The 22,510-nt window shown below is 63.7% G+C and carries 18 protein-coding genes; 13 read left to right on the forward strand and 5 right to left on the reverse strand.

All coding sequences use genetic code 11. The features are described from left to right. Positions 1 to 22 precede the first annotated feature (22 nt). From boxB to ACO550_RS25480, 3 genes are all read right to left on the reverse strand, one after another. Positions 23 to 1,447 carry a benzoyl-CoA 2,3-epoxidase subunit BoxB gene (gene boxB / locus ACO550_RS25470; RefSeq protein ID WP_315597795.1) on the reverse strand — a complete coding sequence of 475 codons (1,425 nt, stop codon included), beginning with the start codon at positions 1,445 to 1,447 and terminating at the stop codon, positions 23 to 25. Between the two features lie 43 nt (positions 1,448 to 1,490). Further along, positions 1,491 to 3,170, reverse strand: a complete 1,680-nt coding sequence (boxC, locus tag ACO550_RS25475) for a 2,3-epoxybenzoyl-CoA dihydrolase (RefSeq protein WP_315597796.1) — start codon at positions 3,168 to 3,170, stop codon at positions 1,491 to 1,493. A 125-nt stretch (positions 3,171 to 3,295) separates the two neighbouring features. After that, positions 3,296 to 4,246, reverse strand: a complete 951-nt coding sequence (locus ACO550_RS25480; RefSeq protein WP_315597797.1) for a shikimate kinase — start codon at positions 4,244 to 4,246, stop codon at positions 3,296 to 3,298. 261 nt (positions 4,247 to 4,507) lie between these two features. Between ACO550_RS25480 and ACO550_RS25485 the strand changes: the two genes are divergently transcribed. The 8 genes from ACO550_RS25485 to ACO550_RS25520 all read left to right on the forward strand — a co-directional run bounded on the left by ACO550_RS25485 (position 4,508) and on the right by ACO550_RS25520 (position 14,120). After that, positions 4,508 to 6,190 carry a benzoate-CoA ligase family protein gene (locus ACO550_RS25485; protein ID WP_315597798.1) on the forward strand — a complete coding sequence of 561 codons (1,683 nt, stop codon included), beginning with the start codon at positions 4,508 to 4,510 and terminating at the stop codon, positions 6,188 to 6,190. Positions 6,191 to 6,238: 48 nt separating this feature from the next. After that, on the forward strand, positions 6,239 to 7,054 hold the full coding sequence (locus ACO550_RS25490) for an alpha/beta fold hydrolase (protein ID WP_315597799.1): 816 nt from the start codon (positions 6,239 to 6,241) through the stop codon (positions 7,052 to 7,054). Between the two features lie 77 nt (positions 7,055 to 7,131). Then, the gene (locus ACO550_RS25495) at positions 7,132 to 8,352 is read left to right on the forward strand and encodes an ABC transporter substrate-binding protein (protein ID WP_315597800.1); all 1,221 of its coding nucleotides are present in this window, start codon (positions 7,132 to 7,134) and stop codon (positions 8,350 to 8,352) included. A 28-nt stretch (positions 8,353 to 8,380) separates the two neighbouring features. Further along, on the forward strand, positions 8,381 to 9,247 hold the full coding sequence (locus tag ACO550_RS25500) for a branched-chain amino acid ABC transporter permease (RefSeq protein ID WP_315597801.1): 867 nt from the start codon (positions 8,381 to 8,383) through the stop codon (positions 9,245 to 9,247). 16 nt (positions 9,248 to 9,263) lie between these two features. Further along, positions 9,264 to 10,328, forward strand: a complete 1,065-nt coding sequence (locus tag ACO550_RS25505; RefSeq protein ID WP_315597802.1) for a branched-chain amino acid ABC transporter permease — start codon at positions 9,264 to 9,266, stop codon at positions 10,326 to 10,328. Between the two features lie 17 nt (positions 10,329 to 10,345). Next, on the forward strand, positions 10,346 to 11,131 hold the full coding sequence (locus ACO550_RS25510; RefSeq protein ID WP_485995002.1) for an ABC transporter ATP-binding protein: 786 nt from the start codon (positions 10,346 to 10,348) through the stop codon (positions 11,129 to 11,131). Then, positions 11,128 to 11,844 (forward strand): ABC transporter ATP-binding protein, encoded by a 717-nt coding sequence (locus ACO550_RS25515; protein WP_315597804.1) that lies wholly within the window; start codon positions 11,128 to 11,130, stop codon positions 11,842 to 11,844. The genes ACO550_RS25510 and ACO550_RS25515 overlap by 4 nt, the downstream gene beginning before the upstream one ends. A 374-nt stretch (positions 11,845 to 12,218) precedes the next feature. Then, positions 12,219 to 14,120: a KUP/HAK/KT family potassium transporter gene (locus tag ACO550_RS25520; protein ID WP_315597805.1), complete on the forward strand. Its 1,902-nt coding sequence runs from the start codon at positions 12,219 to 12,221 to the stop codon at positions 14,118 to 14,120. Between the two features lie 66 nt (positions 14,121 to 14,186). On the opposite strand, the gene ACO550_RS25525 is transcribed toward ACO550_RS25520, so the two are convergent. After that, positions 14,187 to 16,544 (reverse strand): Tex-like N-terminal domain-containing protein, encoded by a 2,358-nt coding sequence (locus ACO550_RS25525; protein WP_315597806.1) that lies wholly within the window; start codon positions 16,542 to 16,544, stop codon positions 14,187 to 14,189. A gap of 177 nt (positions 16,545 to 16,721) precedes the next feature. On the opposite strand from ACO550_RS25525, the gene ACO550_RS25530 reads away from it, so the two are divergent. The 3 genes from ACO550_RS25530 to yoaA all read left to right on the forward strand — a co-directional run bounded on the left by ACO550_RS25530 (position 16,722) and on the right by yoaA (position 20,075). Further along, on the forward strand, positions 16,722 to 17,513 hold the full coding sequence (locus ACO550_RS25530) for a hypothetical protein (protein WP_315597807.1): 792 nt from the start codon (positions 16,722 to 16,724) through the stop codon (positions 17,511 to 17,513). Between the two features lie 57 nt (positions 17,514 to 17,570). Beyond that, positions 17,571 to 17,774 carry a DUF465 domain-containing protein gene (locus ACO550_RS25535; protein WP_315597808.1) on the forward strand — a complete coding sequence of 68 codons (204 nt, stop codon included), beginning with the start codon at positions 17,571 to 17,573 and terminating at the stop codon, positions 17,772 to 17,774. A 102-nt stretch (positions 17,775 to 17,876) separates the two neighbouring features. Further along, positions 17,877 to 20,075 carry a DNA repair helicase YoaA gene (yoaA, locus tag ACO550_RS25540; protein WP_485994999.1) on the forward strand — a complete coding sequence of 733 codons (2,199 nt, stop codon included), beginning with the start codon at positions 17,877 to 17,879 and terminating at the stop codon, positions 20,073 to 20,075. 42 nt (positions 20,076 to 20,117) lie between these two features. On the opposite strand, the gene ACO550_RS25545 is transcribed toward yoaA, so the two are convergent. After that, the gene (locus ACO550_RS25545; RefSeq protein WP_315597809.1) at positions 20,118 to 20,828 is read right to left on the reverse strand and encodes a response regulator; all 711 of its coding nucleotides are present in this window, start codon (positions 20,826 to 20,828) and stop codon (positions 20,118 to 20,120) included. A 207-nt stretch (positions 20,829 to 21,035) separates the two neighbouring features. Between ACO550_RS25545 and ACO550_RS25550 the strand changes: the two genes are divergently transcribed. Continuing rightward, positions 21,036 to 22,076, forward strand: a complete 1,041-nt coding sequence (locus tag ACO550_RS25550) for a polysaccharide biosynthesis/export family protein (protein WP_315597810.1) — start codon at positions 21,036 to 21,038, stop codon at positions 22,074 to 22,076. Continuing rightward, the gene (locus ACO550_RS25555; protein WP_315597811.1) at positions 22,073 to 22,510 is read left to right on the forward strand and encodes an arsenate reductase/protein-tyrosine-phosphatase family protein; all 438 of its coding nucleotides are present in this window, start codon (positions 22,073 to 22,075) and stop codon (positions 22,508 to 22,510) included. The genes ACO550_RS25550 and ACO550_RS25555 overlap by 4 nt, the downstream gene beginning before the upstream one ends.

A 22,510-nucleotide genomic window follows, 5' to 3' on the forward strand; every position in this document is an offset into this window, starting at 1 on the left:
CAGTTTTCCGAAATGCGCTGGCTTAGTTGAAGCGGACGTAATCGAAGTCCACCGGTTGGCGGTTGATGCCCATGGCCGGTGGCGCGATCCAGTTGGCGAACTTGCCCGGTTCCACCACGCGGCCCATCAGCGATGCCACGAACCTGCGGTCGGCGTCGGTAGCCAGCCATTTGTCCTGGCTGGCGTTCCATTCGGCTTCGCTGATGACTTCTCCGGCCGGCGATACGTGCAGGTTGGCGAGTGAACCGATCTTGCGGTTGAATGCCTTGTGCGGCACGCTCAGGCGGAACGGGATTCCGGCCTTCTCGATGACCTTGTTCCAGCGCGCCACCCCGCCCACGGAATCCTTGATGTAGTCGTCGCGCAGCACTTCGTTCAAGGCATTGAGCATCGGCACTTCACGCTCCCCAAGCTTGCCGTCCTTTACTTCGAGAATACGGTAGACATCGCCTTTCAACACGTGGTCGTCCGCGCGCTTGCCTTCCTCGAACCGACCCTTGAGGCCTGCGCTGTAGAACGTTGCGGCATTCGACGACTGGTCCGCGCCAAACAGGTCGATGGTCACGCTGTAGTGGAAGTTCAGGTAACGCTGGATGGTCTCCAGGTCGATCACGCCCGCGGCACGCACATCGGCAGGGTCCTGGATATCGCGCTCGCGCATGACTTCACAGGTGCGCTGGATCACGCGTGACACGCCCGATTCGCCCACAAACATGTGATGAGCTTCCTCGGTCAGCATGAAGCGCGTGGTGCGCGCCAGCGGGTCAAAACCGGACTCGGCCAGTGCGCACAGCTGGAACTTGCCGTCTCGGTCGGTGAAGTACGTGAACATGAAGAACGACAGCCAATCGGGCGTGCGTTCATTGAAGGCCCCCAGGATGCGCGGGTTGTCTTCGTCGCCGGAGCGGCGGCCCAGTAGCGCTTCCGCCTCCTCGCGGCCGTCGCGGCCGAAGTGGCGATGCAGCAGGTACACCATGGCCCACAGGTGGCGGCCTTCCTCCACGTTGACCTGGAACAGGTTGCGCAGGTCATAGAGCGATGGGGCAGTCAGTCCCAGGTGGCGTTGCTGTTCCACGGACGCGGGCTCGGTGTCGCCCTGCGTGACGATGATGCGGCGCAGGTTGGCACGATGTTCGCCGGGCACTTCCTGCCACGCGGCTTCGCCCTTGTGTTCGCCAAAGTGGATCTTGCGTTCGGCATCGGCCGGTTGCAGGAAGATTCCCCAGCGATAGTCGGGCATCTTGACATGGCCGAAGTGCGCCCAGCCCGAGGGATCCACCGATACCGCGGTGCGCAGGTACACGTCGAATTCGTGCGATCCGTCGGGCCCCATGTCGCGCCACCAGTCCAGGAAGGCCGGTTGCCAATGTTCCAGTGCGCGTTGCAGCGCGCGGTCTTCTGACAGATTGACGTTGTTCGGGATCTTCTGGCTGTAGTCGATGCTCATCGCGGGTCTCCTCTTGTATTTGGCGGTGATGCCGGGGCAGTGGTCAGACCCGGTCCCAGTCGAAGCGCGCCTTGTTGCCGGTGCCGAATACCTTGAGGGCGCCGTGTTCGCCAACCGCATTGGGGCGGTTGAAGATCCAGTTCTGCCAGGCCGTCAGGCGCCCGAAGATGCGCGTTTCCATGGTCTCGTGCCCGCCGAAGCGCAGGTTGGCTTCAAGCCCGGTCAGCGCATCTGGCGACAGGCTCGCGCGTTCCTCGATGGCAATGCGGATTTCGTCCGCCCAGTCGATGTCGTCGGGCGCGGCCGTGACCAGTCCCAATGCCTCGGCCGCGGGGCCATCGAGCGGCGTGCCTGCCTGCTCGCGCACGGCGGCGAGCGCGTCCGCTTCCTCGTAGAACCGTGCGGCCAGCCGGGTCAGGCCGTTCGGCATCGGGTAGCAGCCGAAGTTGGCGGCACTTGCCACGATGCGTGGTGCGTCGTCCGGGGTCTCTGGCAATTGCAGCATGTAGCTTCGATCGGCGGCCAGTGCCAGTTCCAGCAATGTGCCGGCAAAGCATGAGCCCGGTTCGATCAAAGCGAAAAGGCTGCGCGACGACACGTCGAGCCGTGCCAGGGTGCGGCGCAGCATGCCGATGGTCTCGCGCACGAACCAGTGGTTCGCATGGGTTTGCATGGCATTGTCGGCAGCCAGCACCTGGGTAGCATCGCCCTCGGTCTTGAGGATCCACATGCCGATGTCCAGATGGTTGGTGCGCAACGTCAGGATGGCATCGTCAAGCTCGCGTGCCATCTTGAGCGGCCACCAGTCGGCGCCAGCCGCGACGATGCCGTCAAGCTCCTGCGGCGGCGTGGCAGTGGGTGCGGCCACGGTAATCGTTGCGTGACGCGCGTCACGGTCGATATCGACACGCACCGTTTCATATGCGTAGCCGTCGTCCAGTACTTCGCGCGACAGCGGTGTCAGGGCAATGCCACTGGCGCCGGCCGGCCGGTCACTCTGTTCGGCCAATGCCAGCGCACGTGCGCGCACGTGCTCCGCAAATGCCGCGGGTTTGACGACCTCATCCACCAGTCGCCAGTCGCGGGCGCGCTGGCCCCGCACGCCTTCGGTGGTCAGGCAGAAGATATCGGCGTGATCGCGGCGCACGCGGCGCTTGTCGGTCACGCGCGTCAGCCCGCCGGTTCCCGGCAGCACGCCGAGCAGGGGCACCTCAGGGAGGCTGACGGCCGACGAGCGGTCGTCGATCAGCACGATTTCGTCGCAGGCCAGTGCCAGTTCATATCCGCCGCCTGCCGTGGTGCCGTTGCAGGCTGCAATGAACTTGATGCCGGAGTGGCGGCTGGCATCCTCGATGCCATTGCGCGTTTCGTTGGTGAACTTGCAGAAGTTCACTTTCCACGCATGGCTCGACTTGCCGAGCATGAAGATATTGGCGCCCGAACAGAAGATGCGGTCCCTAGTGCTGGTGATCACCACGGTGCGCACTTCGGGATGCTCGAACCGGATCCGCTGCAGCGCATCGTGCAATTCGATATCCACGCCGAGATCGTAGGAGTTGAGTTTCAGCGCATAGCCCGGACGCAAGCCACCTGCCTCGTCCACATGCATTGCCAGTGTGGCAACCGCGCCGTCGAAGCTCAGTTGCCAATGGCGGTATTGGTCGGGATGTCGCTCAAACGTGACCGGCGCGGCAGGCGCGCTCGTGGCGGTATCCGTCGGCATGGGGGCTGTCTCCTTGGTGCACTATAGTGCTATGTCGTTTGACATGAAATATAGTGCACGACATGGGGCGACGCAAGTGCAGCCTGATGTGCGGGCGCACATGGGCCCGCGCGGGGGCAACGCGCTCAGGTGCCGGTGGGGCGTAGTTCGGACTGGAGTGCCTGTAACGACGATGCGGCGTCTTGCCCGCTGGTGTCGATCGATACATCGGCGCGTGAATAGAGTGGTGTGCGCGCCTGCAGGATGCGGCGCAGGTCCGTCATGGCCTCGCGGTTGCCTTCCATCGGGCGCATGTCGCCCTGGGCTACCACGCGCGCCATATGTTCCTCGGGTGACGTGCGTACCCAGACCGTGAAGCAGCGTGACAGCAGCAGGTTGAACGTGGCCGGTTCCGATACCAGGCTGCCCGGCGTGGCCAGCACCATTGTGTCGTGCTCGCGCAGCACGCGCTCGAGCGCGCGCATTTCATAGCGGCGATACGCGGCCTGCCCATAAAGGGAGTGGATTTCGGACAGGCTGGCGCCGGCTTCCTGCTCGATGGCCGTATTGAGTTCGACGAATGGCATGCCTTCGGCGGCGGCCAGCGCGCGCCCCAACGTTGATTTGCCCGCGCCGCGCAGGCCGATCAGGGCAATCCGGCGGTGGCGCGCGTCGCGTGATTCGGCCGGGGACAGTGCCTGGCGCGCTGCCTCGCTCACGCGTGCCAGGTCGCCAGTTGGCAGTTGGGCCAGCCACTGCACCAGTTGCGAGAATTCGGTGGCGCGATGGCCGGTTTGTCCCGCCGGGTCGGCATGGCTGTCCACCTCGGCCAGCACGACGGGTAGGGGAACGTTCAAGGCATGTGCCACCTGGCGCAGCAGCAGCACCGACGCATTGCCCGTACCTGTTTCAAGATTGGCCAGGTAGCGCTCGGAAACATCGGCGCCGCGCGCCAGGTCCTTGCGCGACATGCCGCGTGCGGCGCGTAGCGACCGGATGCGCTCGCCAAGCTGGGTCAGATAGGGGTCGCGCTCCGCCGGGGTGCGTTGGTCGGGGCGGGTATCGGGAGTCAGAAGCGTTTCCGGATCACGACGCATGCTTGGATTCTTGAATATGGGTAGGGCTGGGCGCGGGCATTATACGGGCAGCAAGTATGCGTTCAGCAAAGTCCGCGGCGGCTCGGCCTGATTGAAGTTATATAGTGCATACCCTTGCTTGCATAGTAGTTGATATGAAATAAAATGCATAAAAATCGGCGGCGGAGAGGAAGGCGCTGTCGTTACAAGAACACCAGCTGAAGCCATATCGGGCACGCGCGATGGCGCGATGACGATTCCGATGGCCAGAGGAGTGGAGACATGACGCCCCCGATCACCAGCATTGCGCCCGTTGCCGGCACGGCGACAGACGCGGTGTCCCCGGTTGTATCCAACGTGGTTCCGGCGCCGGTGAGCGACACCACGGTAGCGGTATTGCCGGCGCGATATAACGCTGCCGATGACCTGCTGACGCGCAACCTTCTGGCAGGCCGCGGCGCCAAGACCGCCTATATCGACGATATGGGCAGCGTCAGCTTTGCTGAACTCGATACGCGTTGCCGCCGGTTTGCCGCGGCGCTGCATGAGGCTGGCTTCCGGCGCGACGAGCGCATATTGCTGTGCGCACTCGACACCATCGATTTCCCCACCGTATTCCTGGGCTGCCTGCTGGCCGGCGTGGTGCCGGTGGCAGTCAACACATTGCTGACTGCTGACGACTACGCGTACATGCTAGAACACAGCGGCGCGCGTGCCGTGGTGGTATCTGCGCCGTTGCTGCCGACCATGCGTGCCGCGCTCGACAAGGCGGCACTGGCACCCGACTTGATCGTCGCCGCGCCGTACGGCAATGAGGCTGCGGAGCAGGCGACGGTAACGTTGGCCAATATGCTGGCCAATGCCGGGGCACTCGCGACAGTGGCGCCGACCGGTCCCGACGACATGGCATTCTGGCTCTATTCATCGGGCTCGACGGGGCGGCCCAAAGGCACCGTGCACACGCATGACAACCTGTTCCATACCGCCGACCTGTATGCGCGCCAGGTGCTCGGCATGCGCGAGGACGATGTCGTGTTTTCGGCTGCCAAGCTGTTCTTCGCCTATGGGCTTGGCAATGCGCTGACGTTCCCGCTGTCGGTCGGCGCGACCACGGTGCTGATGGCCGAACGGCCGACACCGCAAGCGGTGTTCCGGCGCCTGACCGAGTATCGGCCCACGATCTTCTGCGGCGTGCCCACGCTGTTCGCAGGCATGCTGGCCGCAGCCGATCTGCCGGCGCGCGGCAATGTGGCCCTGCGCGTCTGTACCTCGGCCGGCGAGGCGTTGCCGCGCGATATTGGCGATCGTTTCCTGGCGCATTTCGGGTGCGACATCCTTGACGGCATAGGTTCGACCGAGATGCTGCACATCTTCCTGTCCAACCGGCCTGGAGACGTGCGCTACGGCACTACCGGCAGGCCAGTGCCAGGCTATGAACTGAAGCTGCTCGACGAGCGTGGCGAGCCATGTGCCGCCGGGGAAATCGGCGATCTCTACATCAAGGGTCCTTCCGCAGCGCTGATGTACTGGTCCAATCGCGACAAGAGCCGTGACACGTTCGTGGGCGTGTGGACGCGCAGTGGTGACAAGTATGTGTGCGATACCGATGGCTACTACACCTATGCGGGCCGCAGCGACGACATGCTCAAGGTGGGCGGAATCTACGTATCGCCGTTCGAAGTGGAGGCGGCGCTGGCCCAGCACCCCGCAATCCTGGAAGCCGCGGTGATAGGGGTGGCCGATGCCGCCGACCTGGTCAAGCCCAAGGCGTTCGTGGTGCTGCGCCCGGGGCAGCAGTGGCACGACGGGATGGCGGCCGAGTTGCAGGCCTTCGTCAAAACGAAACTGGCGCCGTACAAGTATCCGCGCCAGATTGAATGCGTGGACGAGTTGCCCAAGACCGCGACGGGCAAGATCCAGCGTTTCCGATTGCGTCAGCGTGAAGAAGCGGCGCGCCGGCCGTGACAAGGCTGATGGCATGCAGGCGACGTGGATGGTGAAATGGGTGGTGAAATGAGCAGTGAACTGGTTCGTATCCCGTTCGACGGGCGGCAGATCGATATCGAATGCCAGTGGTTACGCGCGGACCGCATGCGGCGTCCCCTGGTGGTATTTCTGCATGAAGGGCTCGGCTCGATCAGCATGTGGCGCGACTTTCCGCGCCAGGTCTGCGAAGCGGGCGATTTCCGCGGGCTGGTGTTCTCGCGCTATGGTTATGGCCGGTCCACGGCGCGGCCTCCGGCAGAAAAATGGGGTGTCGATTTCATGCATCGCCAGGCACGCGAGGCGTTGCCGGCGCTGTTCGAGGCCCTCGAAATTGGCCCGGGTCGCCGCCATGGCAGGCCCTGGCTGCTGGGCCATAGCGATGGGGGATCGATTGCACTGATCTACGGTGCAAGTTTTCCCGATGCCGTGGATGGCCTGACGGTGCTGGCGCCGCATATCGTCGTCGAGGACCTGTCGGTGCACAGCATTGCCGCCACGCGCGAGACGTACCTGGGCACCGATCTGCGCGCACGGCTGGCGCGCCATCATCACGATGTGGAGTCGGCATTCTGGGGCTGGAACGATATCTGGCTGAACCCTGACTTCCGCCGTTTTGACCTGCGCCCGTTGCTGGCCGATATTCGCTGCCCGGTGCTTGCGGTGCAGGGCGAGGACGATGAATACGGCACCATGGCACAGATAGAGGGTATCCATCGATATGCCCCGCAAACCGTACTGCTTAAACTCGCGCGCTGTGGGCACTCGCCACACCGCGACCAGACGGGTGCATTGACGGCGGCGAGCGCGGCGTTTATAACCACACATACTTCAATCCTAAAATAATTGGCGACGATGGCCGGAACGACCCCGGCCAATGCTGCGCGGCGCCCATCGGCTTCAGACCACCAGGAGGAGATTCCATGCATCGCGATGCATTGCGCAGGCTGCTGCACGCTCGTCGACTGACGGTTTCATTTGGCGCCGCAGCAGTGCTGGCCGCCGGTTCCGGCGCCGTGGCCCAAACCGCCGCCCCGGCCGCCCCGGCGGCGGGTGGCAAGATCAAGGTCGGCTTCATGCTGCCGTACACGGGCACCTATGCGGCGCTCGGCACCGCCATCGAGAACGGTTTCCGGATGTATGTGCAGCAGCAAGGTGGCAAGCTCGGCGGGCGCGATGTGGAATATTTCAAGGTCGATGACGAATCCGATCCGGCCAAGGCCCCGGAAAACGCCACCAAACTGATCCGGCGCGACCAGGTCGATGTCGTAGTGGGCACCGTGCATTCCGGCGTGCAGATGGGGATCGTCAAGGTCGCCAAGGAAAATAACACGCTGCTGATCATTCCGAACGCCGGCGTGGATGAAGCCACGGGGCCGCTGTGTGGGCCCAATATCTTCCGCTCGTCGTTTTCGAACTGGCAGCCCGGTTATGCCATGGGCCATGTGCTCGGTGAGCGGGGCCTGAAGAAGGTGGTCACGCTGACGTGGAAGTACGCGGCGGGTGAACAGTCGGTCAAGGGCTTCAAGGAAGCGTTCGAGGCCAAGGGCGGCAAGGTGGTGAAGGAGTTGAGCCTGCCATTCCCGAACGTGGAATTCCAGGCGCTGATCACTGAAGTGGCATCGCTGAAGCCCGATGCCGTGTTCGTGTTCTTTGCCGGCGGCGGTGCGGTCAAGTTCGTCAAGGACTGGCAGGCTGCGGGCCTCAAGGACAAGATTCCGCTGTACGGCTCGGGCTTCCTGACCGATGGCACGCTCGAAGCGCAAGGCGCGGCCGCGCAAGGGCTGGAAACCACGCTGCACTATGCCGATGGCCTGGCCAATGCGCGTGACAAGACCTTCCGTCTCGATTACGCCAAGACCTTCAAACTGCAACCCGACGTCTACGCGGTGCAGGGCTACGACGCGGCCCAACTGCTGGCGGCAGGTGCCGGTGCGGTCAAGGGCGACATGACGCGCAAGCCCGAGATCATCAAGGCCATGGAGACAGCCAAGGTGGACAGCCCGCGCGGCACGTTCACGCTGTCGAAAGCCCATAACCCGGTGCAGGACTTCTACCTGCGCCGTGTCGATGGCCGCGAGAACAAGGTCAGCAGCGTGGCGGTCAAGGCGCTGGCCGACCCGGCACGCGGTTGCCGTCTCTGATGCGCCGGCCGCGACGGATGGCATAGCGATGGATGTTGTTTCCTTCCTGATCCAGTGCCTGAACAGCGTGCAGTACGGCCTGCTGCTGTTCCTGGTGGCCAGTGGGCTGACGCTGATCTTCGGCATCATGGGCGTGATCAACCTCGCCCATGGCAGCTTCTACATGCTGGGTGCCTATCTGGCATTCACGCTGGCCAGCCTGACGGGCAACCTGTTCATCGCGCTGCCGCTGGGCATTGTGCTGGCCGTGCTGTTTGGCTACGTGCTCGAATGGGCGTTCTTCAGCTACCTGTACCAGCGCGATCACCTGCAGCAGGTGCTGATGACATACGGCCTGATCCTGGTGTTCGAGGAATTGCGCAGCCTCCTGGTGGGAGACGACGTGCATGGCGTGCCAGTACCGGCGCTGCTCGACGGGGCGCTGCCGATCGGCAATGACATGACCTATCCGGTGTACCGGCTGTTTATCTCGGCGGTCTGCCTGCTGGTGGCGGGTGCGATGTATTACGTGATTCGCCGCACGCGGGTGGGCATGATGATCCGCGCGGGTGCTACCAATCGCGAGATGGTGCAATCGCTTGGCATCAATGTGACCGTGCTCTACCGTTTTGTCTTCGCGCTGGGCGTGGCGCTGGCCGTGCTGGCGGGAATGATCGCGTCACCGGTCTCGTCCGTGTATCCGGGTATGGGCGGGCAGGTATTGATCATCTGCTTCGTGGTGGTGGTGATAGGTGGTATCGGTTCGGTCAAGGGCGCCATGGTGGCGTCGCTGCTGATCGGTTTTGTCGATACCTTCGGCAAGGTGTTCTGGCAGGATGCGGCCGGTGTGCTCGTGTACCTGTTGATGGCCGTGATCTTGCTGTGGAAGCCGCAAGGGCTGTTCCGCGCGGGTTGAGCAGGAAACGACTGACATGCAAACCGATTTCTCGACGCCCGGGCAACGCGAAGTGGGGCGGCCCGCGTGGCTGGCGGCGGCAGGCTGGATCATGGCACTGGCCGTGCTGTGTGCCGCGCCGCTGGTGCTGAGCGCCGACAGTCACAAGTACTACATCGAGCTGCTCAGCAAGGTCATGATCATGGCGATCTTCGCGCTGTCCCTGCAATTGCTGATTGGCTATACGGGACTGGTCAGCCTGGGGCACGCCGCGTACTTCGCCATGTCGGCCTATGCCACGGCGATGCTGGCGCCCGAGAGCGGGGCGGGCAATGGCTGGTTGCTGCTGCTCGGTGCGGTAGGTGCCGCGGGAGCGCTGGCGCTGGTTGTCGGCGCGCTGGTGCTCCGAACGCGAGGCATCTACTTCATCATGGTGACGCTGGCGTTTGCGCAGATGGTGTACTTCGTTTTTCACGACACCAAGATTGCCGGCGGCAGCGATGGCACCTATATCTATTTCCGGCCGGAGTTCGGGCTATTCTCGGAGCGGCCGCTGACGGTCAACGAGCCGGTGCAGTTCTACTGGCTGGTGCTGGCCGCGCTGGTGCTGACGCTGGCGCTGCTGGCACTGTTGCTGCGCTCGCGCTTCGGTCATGCCCTGGTGGGTATCCGGCATAACGAGCAGCGCATGCGCGCGGCCGGGTACGCGACCTACCGCTACCAGCTCGGCGCGTTTGTCGCGGGCGGCATGCTGGCCGGGCTGGCTGGCTACCTTTATGCCATCCAGTTCGGCTTCGTGAATCCCGAGATCGCGTCGTGGCACCAGTCCGGCAACGCGATGCTGATGGTGATCCTGGGCGGCGTGGGCAGTCTGGCCGGCGCGGTGCTGGGGGCGTTTTCGTTCGTGCTGCTGGCGGAATGTTTCAGCGCCATGACCAGGCACTGGCAACTGTTGATGGGGGCCTTCATCATTGCCGCCGTGGCGCTGCTGCCGCGCGGGCTGGTGAGCGTGCCCGCGGTATTGCGCCATCGCTCGCCGCGTCGCACGCGCCGTGACGGTGCGGCGCCGGGGTCGAATACGCACGGCCGGGAGGCAACATGAGCACCGGTACATCGCTTATGTCGGGTACGCCGGTTCCGCCAGCTGCGTCGCTTCCCGTGATGCAGGCGCAGATGTTGTCGCGGCGCTTTGGTGGCCTGACCGCGGTCAACCAGGTTGACCTGTCGCTGCATCTGAACGAGATCCACGCCGTGATTGGCACCAATGGCGCGGGCAAGTCGACACTGATCAACCTGTTGTCGGGCGAGCTGGCGCCGTCGGAAGGCCGGCTGTATCTGCAGGGACAGGACGTGACTGGGTGGGCGCAGCCGAAACTGGCGCGGCATGGTGTCGGGCGTAGCTACCAGCGCAACAACATCTTCCTGCCCCTGACCGTGCGCGAGAATTGCCGGCTAGCCGCGCAGTCCCGCGCCCAGCGCGCCTGGAGGCTCTGGGAGCCCGCGCAAGCCTGCCGTACCAGCCGTGCCCTGGCTGACGAGGCGCTCGAGCGCGCGGGGCTGAGCCAGCATGCCGGACGCGTGGCCAGCGAACTCGCCCACGGCCAGAAGCGCCAGCTCGAAGTAGCGATGTGCCTGGCCACCGAACCGGTGGCACTGTTGCTGGATGAACCGCTGGCGGGCATGGGCGCCGAGGAGTCGGCCCGCATGCTCGACCTGCTGCGCGGGTTGCGCGAAGGGCATGCGATCCTGCTGGTCGAACATGACATGGAAGCCGTGTTTGCCGTGGCGGACCGTATCACGGTGATGGTCAACGGCACGGTGATCGCCTCGGGCGACCCGGCCGGCATACGGGCCAACCACGAGGTGCAACTGGCCTACCTGGGTGAAGAGGAGGGCGCAGCATGAGCGCCGCCGCCATTATTGAAGCCACGGGCATCAACGCCTGGTACGGTTCGAGCCATGTGCTGCGCGGGATCGATTTCCGTGTGGGCGCAGGCGAGACCGTCGGGCTGCTGGGCCGTAACGGCATGGGCAAGAGCACGCTGTTGCGGACCCTGCTGGGCCATGTACGCGAACGTGAAGGCCAGATCCGCGTGGCTGCGCGTGACATGTCGCGTGCGCGACCGTATGAAGTGGCCCGGCTTGGCGTGGCCTATGTGCCGGAAGGGCGCGGCATCTTCCCGAACCTGAGCGTACGCGAGAATCTGCTGATGGCGGCCAGGCCCGGTTGCAATGGGCGCAAGGACTGGGACGAAGCGCGCGTGCTCGACCTGTTCCCGCGCCTCAAGGAGCGTCTGTCGCACGGCGGACAACAGTTGTCCGGTGGCGAGCAGCAAATGCTGTCGATCGGCCGCGCGCTGATGACCAATCCCGATTGCCTGATCCTTGACGAGGCCACCGAAGGGCTGGCGCCAAAGATCGTCCATGAGATCTGGAATGTCATCGCCACGGTGCGCGCCACCGGCATTGCCTCGATCGTGGTCGATCGCAACTACCGCGCGGTGCTCGCTCATGCCGAGCGCGTGGTGGTGCTTGAAAAAGGCCTGGTCGTGATGGCCGGGCCGGCCGCGGAACTGGCTGCGGCGCCTGCCGCCCTCGACCGCTATCTCGGCGTCTGACGCAAGAGTCCAAAAAGAGTCTTTAAAGTCACTTTATGTCGTGCGCTCGCCACGCTCCGATGGTGGGCGAACCCACCATCACAATGCTGCCAGGGCTTGACCGCGCTCAGCTTCTTTCCCATGCTTGTTCGGTTGCGTCGCCGGCTTCGGCATTTCCATAGTGGTCGTCTTACGGCACTTCATCTAGAATGCGCGCGTTTGTGCAATGCAATAGAAGCAGAGAAGGCCAATACGCCCCATCGGGGACCGGAACCGCTTGCGTGAGAGAAACTGTGCCTGAAAATCCACTTTTGTGGGGTTGCTTGCCGGATGCCATGCCATGGCAACCTGCGCCGGGTACGGGAGGCGCGAGCTGGTCCACCTGACCCAATTCCATGACCCAGTCCGCAACCACCAGTCACTATTTCGTTGAGAGTCCGAGCACACGTGCGCTCGTGATAGGCGCAATCGGTGTCGTCTTTGGCGACATCGGCACCAGCCCTCTCTATGCCCTGAAGGAATGCTTCAGCAAGGATCACGGCATTCCGTTCAGCCCCGAGGCGGTCCTCGGCATCATCTCGCTGCTGTTCTGGGCGATGATCATCGTCGTTTCGATCAAGTACGTCCTGTTCGTGATGCGGGCCGACAACGACGGCGAGGGCGGGGTGCTGGCGCTGATGGCGCTGGCATTGCGCACGGCGGCGCCACGCTCGCGCATGGCGAAGCTGATCATGATGTCGGCCATCTTCGGCGCCTGCATGTTCTATGGTGACGCGGTGATCACGCCCGCGATCTCGGTGCTTTCCGCCGTGGAAGGGCTGGAAATCGCTTCGCCGGCGCTGTCGCATTTCGTGATCCCGATCACGCTCTCGATCCTGTGCGTGCTGTTCTTTATCCAGCGTCACGGCACCAGCGCGGTGGGCAAGCTGTTCGGCCCGATCATGGTGGCGTGGTTCCTTGCGTTGGGCGCGTTGGGCGTGTTCAACCTGATGCAGTCGCCGGTGATCCTGAAGGCCATCAACCCCTGGTATGGCGTGTCGTTCCTGATCGAACACTCGCTGCAGGCCTTTATCGTGCTGGGTAGTGTGTTCCTGGTGCTGACGGGCGCCGAGGCGTTGTATATCGACATGGGCCACTTCGGCGCGAAGCCGATCCGCTACGGCTGGTTCGTGCTGGTGATGCCATGCCTGATGCTCAATTACTTCGGCCAGGGTGCCATGTTGCTTGTCAATCCCGAAGCCATTGCCAATCCATTCTTCCTGATGGTGCCGGAGCTATTGCAATTACCGATGGTGCTGCTGGCCACGGCGGCTACGGTGATTGCATCGCAGGCGGTGATCTCGGGTGCATTCTCGCTGACCAGCCAGGCCATTCAGCTTGGTTTCCTGCCACGCATGCGCATCCAGTACACCTCGGCGGCGGAAATTGGCCAGATCTACCTGCCGGTCATCAACTGGGCGCTGCTGGTGCTCGTGATATGCGTGGTGTTGTCGTTCAAGAAGTCGGAGAACCTGGCAGCCGCCTACGGTATCGCCGTGACCACGACCATGCTGATCACGACGTTCCTTGCGGTCATCGTCATGCGGCGCTTCTGGAAGTGGAATCCGGTGCTGGTGACGGTGCTTGGTTCGACGTTCCTGGTGGTGGACCTGGCGTTTTTCGCGGCTAACCTGCTCAAGGTGGCCGAGGGCGGCTGGTTCCCGCTGCTGATGGGCTCCACGGCGTTCTTCCTGCTGATGACCTGGCATAGCGGGCGCAAGCTGCTGCGCGCGCGCAGTCTTGAAGACGGTATTCCGCTGGAGCCGTTCATTGCCGGCCTGCTGGCCCATCCGCCGCACCGCGTCGAAGGCACCGCAGTGTTCCTGACCGGCAGTACCGACTCGGTGCCCGTGTCGTTGCTGCACAACCTCAAGCACAACCGCGTGCTACATGAGCGCGTGGTGTTCCTGAGCTTTGTGACGCGCGATATTCCTTACGTCGACGACGATCATCGCCTGACCTGCAAGGACCTGGGCGGTGGCGTGTTCATCCTGCGGTCGGAGTACGGTTTCAAGGAGACCCCGGACGTGCAGCGCGTGCTGGACCTTGCCCAGCGCAAGCTAGACATGCATTTCGAGTTGATGGAAACATCGTTCTTCATCGCCCGCGAAACGGTGATTCCGTCGAAGCTGCCCGGCATGTCAATGTGGCGCGAAAGCCTGTTCGCGTGGATGCATCAGAACGGCGCCAAGCCGTCGGACTTCTTCTCGATTCCGGCCAACCGCGTAGTGGAGTTGGGGACGAAGGTGGAGATCTGAGTTCCTGGTCTGGCATGCAAAACGCCCCGCAGATGCGGGGCGTTTTAGTTTGCGATGTCGAGTTGCCTAGCGCTTCAGCTTCGCAAATGCTGCGGCTAGCGCGCCTTGCTGTTCCGGCTCGCGACGGCCAGCGTTGCCGCCGCGATTGCCACCGTTGCGCTGGCCACGATCGGCAGGGCGATCGCCGCCACCGGTACGTGCCGCGGCTTGGCCCGGCTCGTCGTCCAGACGCATGGTCAAGCCGATACGGTTGCGCTTGATGTCCACTTCCATCACCTTGACCTTCACGATCTGGCCGGCCTTGACCACTTCGTGCGCGTCCTTGACGAACTTGCTCGACAGCGCCGAGATATGGACCAGGCCGTCCTGGTGCACGCCGATATCGACGAACGCGCCGAAGGCTGCCACGTTGGTGACCACGCCTTCCAGGATCATGCCGGGTTGCAGGTCCTTGACGTCTTCCACGCCTTCCTGGAACGTCGCGGTCTTGAACTCGGGGCGCGGGTCGCGACCCGGCTTCTCGAGTTCGGTCAGGATGTCGCGCACGGTAGGCAGCCCGAACTTGTCATCGGCGAACTGCTGTGCAGACACGCCACGCAGCGCGTCACGGTTGCCCATCACGTCGGGCAGGCCCTTCTTGATGTGGTCCAGGATCTTTTGAACCACCGGGTACGCTTCAGGGTGCACCGACGAGCGGTCCAGCGGATTGTCGCCATCGTTGACGCGCAGGAAGCCGGCGGCCTGTTCGAACGTCTTGTCACCAAGGCGCGGCACCTTCTTCAGCGAGTCCCGGTTGGCGAACGCGCCATTGGCATCGCGATAGTCGACGATATTGCGCGCCAGTACCGAGTTCAGGCCCGAGACACGCGCCAGCAGCGGGGCGGAAGCGGTGTTCACATCCACGCCCACGGCGTTCACGCAATCTTCGACCACGGCATCGAGCGCACGGGCCAGTTCGCGCTGGTTCACATCGTGCTGGTACTGGCCCACGCCGATCGATTTCGGGTCGATCTTGACGAGTTCGGCCAGCGGGTCCTGCAGGCGGCGTGCGATCGACACTGCGCCACGCAGCGAAACGTCGAGCTCCGGGAACTCCTTGGCGGCCAGTTCCGATGCGGAGTAGACCGAGGCGCCCGCTTCGCTGACCACGATCTTGGTCAGCTTCAGCTCGGGTGCGCCTTTCATCAGGTCCTGCACGAGCTTGTCGGTCTCACGGCTGGCGGTGCCGTTGCCGATCGAGCATAGTGCCACGTTGTGCTGTTTTGCCAGGCGAGCCAAGGTGGCCAGCGAGCCGGCCCAGTCGCGGCGCGGTTCGTGCGGGTAGATCGTCGCGGTGTCGAGCAGCTTGCCCGTATGGTCGACCACGGCGATCTTGCAGCCCGTGCGGATGCCCGGATCGACGCCCATCACGGACTTCGGGCCGGCCGGCGCGGCCAGCAACAGTTCGTGAAGGTTGCGGCCGAACACCTTGATGGCTTCGCCCTCGGCGGTTTCGCGCAATTGCGTCAGCAGTTCGGTTTCCAGGTGCGGCTGCACCTTGACGCGCCAGCACCAGCGGCAGACATCGCCAAGCCACTTGTCGGCCGGGCGGTTCTGGTTCTGGATGCCCACATGGCGCGCAATCATGCCTTCGCATGGATGCGGCACCATGGCGTCCTGTTCCTCGCCCAGGCCCAGCTTGACCATCAGCACGCCGGCATTGCGGCCGCGGAACAGTGCCAGCGCGCGGTGCGACGGCACCGTGCGGATCGTTTCGCTGTACTGGTAGTAGTCGCGGAACTTCTCTTCCTCGGCGGTCTCCTTGCCTTCCATGACCGACGACGACACCACGCCGTTGTTCCACAGGTGCTCGCGCAGCTTGCCCAGCAACTCGGCGGTTTCGCCAAACTGCTCGGACAGGATGTCGCGGGCGCCGTCCAGTGCGGCCTTTACGTCGGGCACGCCACCTTCGGCAGTGGGGTTGCCGTTGACGAATTTGGCGGCTTCGGCCTGCGGGTCGAGCGTCGGGTCGGCCAGCAGTGCCTGCGCCAGCGGCTCGAGACCGCATTCGCGCGCAATCTGGGCGCGTGTACGGCGTTTCGGCTTGTAGGGCAGGTAGAGATCTTCGAGCGTCTGCTTGGTGTCGGCCGCTTCAATGGCAGCGCGCAGTTCGTCGGTCAGCTTGCCCTGTTCCTCGATCGAGGCCAGGATCGTGGCACGTCGATCTTCCATGTCGCGCAGGTACAGCAGGCGTTCTTCCAGCGTACGCAAATGCGTGTCATCGAGATTGCCGGTCACTTCCTTGCGGTAGCGGGCGATAAACGGCACCGTGGCACCCTCGTCGAGCAGTTCGACGGCAGCTGCAACCTGGCGGGGTTGCACGGACAGTTCGGCCGCGATCAGCGACACAATCTTTTGCAGGACGGAAGCAGGCAGATTGGACATCGAGAAAACGAGTCAGTCGAAAGCGGGGCATTGTGCCATAAGCGCGAAGCGGTCCCGGTGACGGGAAGGCACCTTTTACGTCCTCTTATCGAGGCGCTGCGCGTATGGAATCTGGCGGACACATATTGCAATGCCGCCGCCCGGGTCCGAAGTGGTCCCGGATGCTAGAATCCGGGCATGATCGTCAAGCCCAAACCGGCCGTCATGGCTCTCCCGGTTTCCACTTCGCTTACCACCCTCGCGCTTACCACCCTGGCGCTGGCCGCGTTGCTGCTGGCTGCGCCGTTGCGCGAGGCCCACGCACAGGCGTCCGCGCCGGCCGCCGCCGCGCGTGCGCCTGCAGCGGCGATACCGCCAGATCCGGGCCAGCCGCGTGACTTCGAGGCCGAGCGCAAGGCCATCGGCGATTCGCGTGCCTGGACCAACTACCGTTTTGCGAAGGCGGAGCGCGAGTGCTACAGCAAGTTCCTGGTCAATAGCTGCATCGAGAAGGCCAAGGACGCGCAGCGCGAAGAATTGCATGTGCTGCGTGCGAAGGATCTGGAAGTCGGCGATGCGGAGCGCGCCTACAAGGCGGCCCAGCGCGATCGCGAGCAGGCCATTCGCCGCGCCGAGTACGAGGCCAGCCAGCCGGGCCGGGCGGCCAATGAGCAAGCCAGCCGCGATGCGTATGACCGCAAGCAGCAGGAGCAGGCGCTTCGCGATGCGCAGGCCAGTGGCCAGGCGCCCCAGCGGGCGGCCAATGCACAGGCGTACCAGAAGAAGCAGGACGACTTCAATTCGCGCATGCAGGAGGCCCAGCAGAAGGGCACCGAGCAGGCGCGCCAGCGGCAGGAAAATACCAAGGCTTACCAGCAGAAGCAGGCTGACGCCGCGCAACGCCAGAAAGACCTGGACGAGCGCCGAGCCAAGGCCGAGGAAAAGAAGAAGGAAGGGTCGAGTTCGACGCCGAGCCCGTTCGGGTTCTGAGTCGTTTGCTGGGGTCGGGCGGAGGCTATGCCGCCGCTGGGAGCAGGAAGGCGCAACATGGACGAAAATCTCAATACGCTGCAGCGGCAGATCATCGAGCTGCAGATTGAACACCGCGACCTCGATTTCCTGATCGATCGCCTTTGTGCGGATCCCGCGCACGACGAATTGCAGCTGCGCCGCCTGAAGAAGCGCCGGCTCAAGCTCAAGGATGCGATCACCTTGCTGCAGTTGCATCTCGAACCCGACGTCCCCGCCTGATTCCCACGCGCGGTACTTCCGACGGTACCTTCGCGCCGTACCTTCGCAAAATATCCTCGCCGTGGCACGAGCGTGTGCCGCAGACATCGAAGAAATCCCATCTTGCCCGATTCGACCGACGATCTCCTACCCGATCACGCCGAGGCGTCCGAACCAGCGGAGTCGCTGGGCGAAGTCGTTGCCGCGGCATCGGCCAGCCAGGCTGCCTCGCAGTCCGCGCAACTGGCAACAATGTTTGCCGAGACCGGCACGCTGGCCACGGCCATTCCCGGCTATCGTCCCCGCGCAGCACAGCAGAAGATGGCCGAAGCGGTGGCCAATGCCATCTCGCAGAACGACACCGTGATCGTCGAGGCGGGTACCGGCACGGGCAAGACCTTTGCGTATCTGGTGCCCGCGATGCTCTGGGGCGGCAAGGTAATCCTGTCGACCGGGACCAAGAACCTGCAGGACCAGTTGTTCCTGCGCGATATTCCCACGGTGCGGCACGCGTTGAACGTGCCGGTCTCGGTATCGCTGCTCAAGGGCCGCGCCAACTACGTATGCCACTATCATCTGGAGCGCGCGCAGGCCAATGGCCGGCTGGCGTCGAAGCAGGACGCGGCGTGGCTGCGCGATATCGCGCGCTTTGCAATGACCACGTCGACGGGCGACAAGGCCGAGCTGGCGGCAGTGCCCGAGAATGCGCCGGTCTGGCAGATGGTGACATCCACGCGGGATAACTGCCTGGGTAGCGAATGCCCGCATTACAAGGAATGCTTTGTGATGCGCGCCCGCAAGGAGGCACAGCAGGCCGATGTCGTAGTGGTCAACCATCATCTGTTCTTTGCCGATGTGGTGCTGCGCGACACCGGCATGGCCGAACTGCTGCCGGCGGCCAATACGGTGATCTTCGACGAAGCACACCAGTTGCCCGAAACCGCGACATTGTTCTTCGGCGAGACCTTGTCGACCAGCCAGTTGCTCGAACTCGCGCGAGATACGGTGGCCGAAGGCCTGTCCCATGCCCGCGATGCCGTGGACTGGGTCGCACTGGGCGCGCCACTGGAACGTGCGGCGCGCGATTTGCGCCTGGCATTCGGCAGGGACAACGCGCGCATGGCATTGGGTCAGATCGATGCCGATCCGCGCACGCGCGAACCGTTCTACGAAACCCTCGACGCGCTGGATACGGCGCTATCGGATTTTGTCGAGGCATTGGAATCGCAGGCGGAACGGGCCGAAACGCTCGAGCAGTGCCATCGGCGCGCGGTGGAAATCGCGCAGCGGCTGGCCGCGTGGCGCGACGATCGTGTTGCCGTGGCTCCTGCTTCCACGCCTGCGGACGCTTCCGAACAGGAGGGCAGTGTGGAAGCTGCCGCCGAGGCCGCACCGCAGACCGGACCGGCCCAGCTTGGCCCCGACACCGTGCGCTGGGTGGAAGTGTTCTCGCAAACGGTGCAGCTGCACCGCACGCCGTTGTCGATCGCGCCGATCTTTACCCGGCAGCGCACCGGGCAGCCGCGCGCGTGGGTGTTTACCTCGGCGACGTTGTCCGTCAAAGGCAATTTCACGCACTATGCCGCCCAGCTTGGGCTGGACAAGGACCGCTCGCTGACGTTGCCGAGTCCGTTCGACTATGCAAAGCAGGGCTTGCTCTACGTGCCGCGCGACATGCCGCCGCCGAATTCGCCGCAGTTCACGGAAGCCGTGGTGGAGCGGGCACTGCCGCTGATCGAAGCGGCAGGCGGCCGTACCTTCCTGCTTTGCACTACGCTGCGCGCGGTGCAAAAGGCTTCGGACATGCTGTACGACCTGTTTGCCGAACGCGGCCTCAATCTGCCGTTGCTGGTGCAGGGCCAGGCCAGCCGCACCGAATTGCTCGATCGCTTCCGTCAGCTGGGCAATGCAGTACTGGTGGGTAGCCAGAGTTTCTGGGAGGGTGTCGATGTCCGCGGCGAGGCGTTGTCGCTGGTCATCATCGACAAGCTGCCGTTCGCGCCGCCCGATGACCCCGTACTCGCGGCGCGCATGGAAGTGCTGCAGAAAAAGGGTCTGAGCCCGTTCGCGGCACATCAGTTGCCGCATGCCGTGATTACGCTGAAACAGGGTGCGGGACGGCTTATCCGTTCCGAGTCGGACCGGGGTGTGCTGGCCATCTGCGACACACGGCTGGTGGAAAAACCCTACGGCCGGCAGATCTGGCAGAGCCTGCCTCCCTTCACGCGCACGCGTGAAGCCGGGACGGTGGTACGTTTCCTGGAGTCGCTGGGAAACCGTTCAGGCGCGGACGCCGACACGGCTGAGTCTTCGGAAGACTGACCTGTCGGAGGGTGCTGCCGGTTGCAGCAATTCGCGCTTCAATCAGTTCAATCCATTTGACCGTGCGTAGCGGAACAGGTCGGCATCGGTGCGGATGCTGAGTTTCGTCATGGCTTTGCGCTTGTGGCTGCTGATGGTCTTGATGCTACGGTGCAGATGCATGGAAATCCGCGAAACCGACATGCCGACCGTGTACAGCCGCAGGACTTCGATCTCGCTTGGGGTCAACGGCGTCGGCTTGCCAGACGTGATCCTGATGTTCGCTTCGCTGCCATGGTTGCCGGTCGGACAACCGAGGTGCGAGGCGTGCAGGTAGGCCGTCTCGATTGCCGTCACAAGCTCGGCCATGTCGGTACCCTTGTTGAGAACACCAAGCGCACCGATGCGGCGCAGGCTGCCAAGCAATGCCGGATGACTGAGGTTGGTCAGTACCACGGTGCGCACGTCGGGAAACAGGCGGCGGATCATGCCAAGCATGACCAGTCCATCGGGACCATGTTCGCCGGGCATGTGGAAATCCGTGACCAGCACATCGCATGGCGTGGTCGACATCAAAGCCAGCAAGCCATCAGGATGGTGGGCAGTGCCGACTATCTGTATATGAGGCGTCCCTGACAATATCCAGCGTACGCCTTCAATGATCAGGGGGTGGTCATCTGCGAGATGTACCCGAATCAACGGTGGGCGGGTCATGGTCGATTCTTTTGCCGGCTCGAATCGTAAAAATACTGCACGCCATATGCATGGCGACATCGAAGAAATTCTAGAAATAGCCGTTTCTGCCGGATCTCCCCCTGCCAGGGCTGCGGCGTTATTGGAATCAGATTATTCCTAGGGGAGTCTGGGCAGTGGCTCGCTAAGATCGCGTCGGTTTCTGGGACGTGCGAGATGCGAGCGAAAACATGCCTGACGGCGGTACTGGTTAGTACCGTGTTGGTTGGTTGTACATTGGCGCCAGGTATGCGGGCAGATCGGGACCTGCCGGTGGCCACCGAGGAGTCGCCGGAGGGCGTCACGCCCATTTCATGGGATCTGGTCAAGACGCTGAGCTCGGAGCCAAGGCGCGTCAGCCAGGATCTTGATGCGTTGCTCACCCCGCCGCAACCGTACCGCATTGGTCCCGCCGATATCCTGTCGATCGTGGTGTGGGACCACCCCGAGTTGGTGTTCCCGACCCAGACCTATACCGCGGGTATCGGATTCGAGAACTCTGCCTATAGCGGTGCGCCCAGCGTGCCGGGCTATGTGGTCAGCCAGCAGGGGCACATCCAGTTTCCGTACGTCGGTACCATGAAGGTGGCGGGTCTCACCGCGGAGGATGTGCGGGAACGTCTGACTCGCTCGCTGGCGCGCGTGGTGCATGCACCGCAGGTAACCGTGCGCGTGCTCGCATATCGGAGTCAGCGCATCTATGTCGACGGCGAGGTCAGGTCGCCAGGCTCCCAGTTTGTTGACGATGTTCCGATGACCCTCGTGGAGGCGCTTGGACGCGCCGGAGGTATCAACGGCAGTAGCGGCGACAGCAGTCGCATCCGTGTGTCCCGCAAGGACCGTAGCTGGATCATCGATCTTCCTGCGCTATTGCAGGCCGGACGCGACCCCTCAGGCATCCAGTTGCGCGGTGGCGACCTCGTGCACGTCGCACCGCGCGAGGACGGCAAGGTGTTCGTGCTGGGCGAGGTCAACAAGCCGCTGGCGGTGTTGCCGCGCAATGGCAGCCTGACGCTTGGCGAAGCATTGGGCGAGGCGGGAGGTGTCAACCCCCGAACCAGCGATCCGCGGCAGATCTACGTGGTACGCAGGCATGCAGCAGGACGCCCCGAGGTCTTCCATATCGATGCGCACTCACCCGTGGCACTTGCGCTGGCCGAAGGTTTTCCGCTGCGGCCGCGCGATGTGGTCTACGTGGACGCGGGCGACATCACGCGCTGGGCGCGCGTTGTGAACCAGTTGATCCCCAGCGCGCAATTCGTCAATGCCACCGCGAGCACCCTGAAATGACCCGCGTCGTGCTTGTCGTGTGCGTGGGCAACATCTGTCGCAGCCCGATGGCGATGGGGCTGTTGGGCCAGTCGTTGCCGGGCTTCACCGTACGCTCGGCCGGGCTACATGCGATGCCGGGTGCGCCAGTTGACCCGCTTGCGGCCGCGGTGTGCGCGGACGCCGGCATCGATCTGAGCGGTCATCGCGCGCATCGGTTGACCGGGCGTGACGTTGCCGGGGCGGAGCTGGTGCTGACGATGAGCGACGCGCAGAAGCTCTCGATCCAGCTTCGCTATCCACAATGCTCCGGACATGTCTATCGTCTTGGCCAGCGCACCGGCTGCAACATACCGGATCCTCACGGCCTGCAGCGCGAGGCGTTCGTGCAGGCGTTTTCATGCATCCGCGATGGCGTGGATGACTGGGCGCCGCGTATCCGGGCATTGGACTGA

The sequence above is a fragment of the Cupriavidus sp. genome (assembly GCF_057315035.1).

Bases quoted from the DNA above. Each gene is read 5' to 3' on its own strand.
- ACO550_RS25525 (WP_315597806.1), bottom strand. From the start codon at position 16,544: ATGTCCAATCTGCCTGCTTCCGTCCTGCAAAAGATTGTGTCGCTGATC.
- ACO550_RS25505 (WP_315597802.1), top strand. From the start codon at position 9,264: ATGCAAACCGATTTCTCGACGCCCGGGCAACGCGAAGTGGGGCGGCCC.
- ACO550_RS25535 (WP_315597808.1), top strand. From the start codon at position 17,571: ATGGACGAAAATCTCAATACGCTGCAGCGGCAGATCATCGAGCTGCAG.
- boxC (WP_315597796.1), bottom strand. From the start codon at position 3,170: ATGCCGACGGATACCGCCACGAGCGCGCCTGCCGCGCCGGTCACGTTT.
- ACO550_RS25485 (WP_315597798.1), top strand. From the start codon at position 4,508: ATGACGCCCCCGATCACCAGCATTGCGCCCGTTGCCGGCACGGCGACA.
- boxB (WP_315597795.1), bottom strand. From the start codon at position 1,447: ATGAGCATCGACTACAGCCAGAAGATCCCGAACAACGTCAATCTGTCA.
- ACO550_RS25480 (WP_315597797.1), bottom strand. From the start codon at position 4,246: ATGCGTCGTGATCCGGAAACGCTTCTGACTCCCGATACCCGCCCCGAC.
- ACO550_RS25490 (WP_315597799.1), top strand. From the start codon at position 6,239: ATGAGCAGTGAACTGGTTCGTATCCCGTTCGACGGGCGGCAGATCGAT.
- ACO550_RS25510 (WP_485995002.1), top strand. From the start codon at position 10,346: ATGTCGGGTACGCCGGTTCCGCCAGCTGCGTCGCTTCCCGTGATGCAG.
- ACO550_RS25495 (WP_315597800.1), top strand. From the start codon at position 7,132: ATGCATCGCGATGCATTGCGCAGGCTGCTGCACGCTCGTCGACTGACG.
- ACO550_RS25515 (WP_315597804.1), top strand. From the start codon at position 11,128: ATGAGCGCCGCCGCCATTATTGAAGCCACGGGCATCAACGCCTGGTAC.
- ACO550_RS25555 (WP_315597811.1), top strand. From the start codon at position 22,073: ATGACCCGCGTCGTGCTTGTCGTGTGCGTGGGCAACATCTGTCGCAGC.
- ACO550_RS25520 (WP_315597805.1), top strand. From the start codon at position 12,219: ATGACCCAGTCCGCAACCACCAGTCACTATTTCGTTGAGAGTCCGAGC.
- ACO550_RS25550 (WP_315597810.1), top strand. From the start codon at position 21,036: ATGCGGGCAGATCGGGACCTGCCGGTGGCCACCGAGGAGTCGCCGGAG.
- ACO550_RS25500 (WP_315597801.1), top strand. From the start codon at position 8,381: ATGGATGTTGTTTCCTTCCTGATCCAGTGCCTGAACAGCGTGCAGTAC.
- ACO550_RS25530 (WP_315597807.1), top strand. From the start codon at position 16,722: ATGATCGTCAAGCCCAAACCGGCCGTCATGGCTCTCCCGGTTTCCACT.
- ACO550_RS25545 (WP_315597809.1), bottom strand. From the start codon at position 20,828: ATGTCGCCATGCATATGGCGTGCAGTATTTTTACGATTCGAGCCGGCA.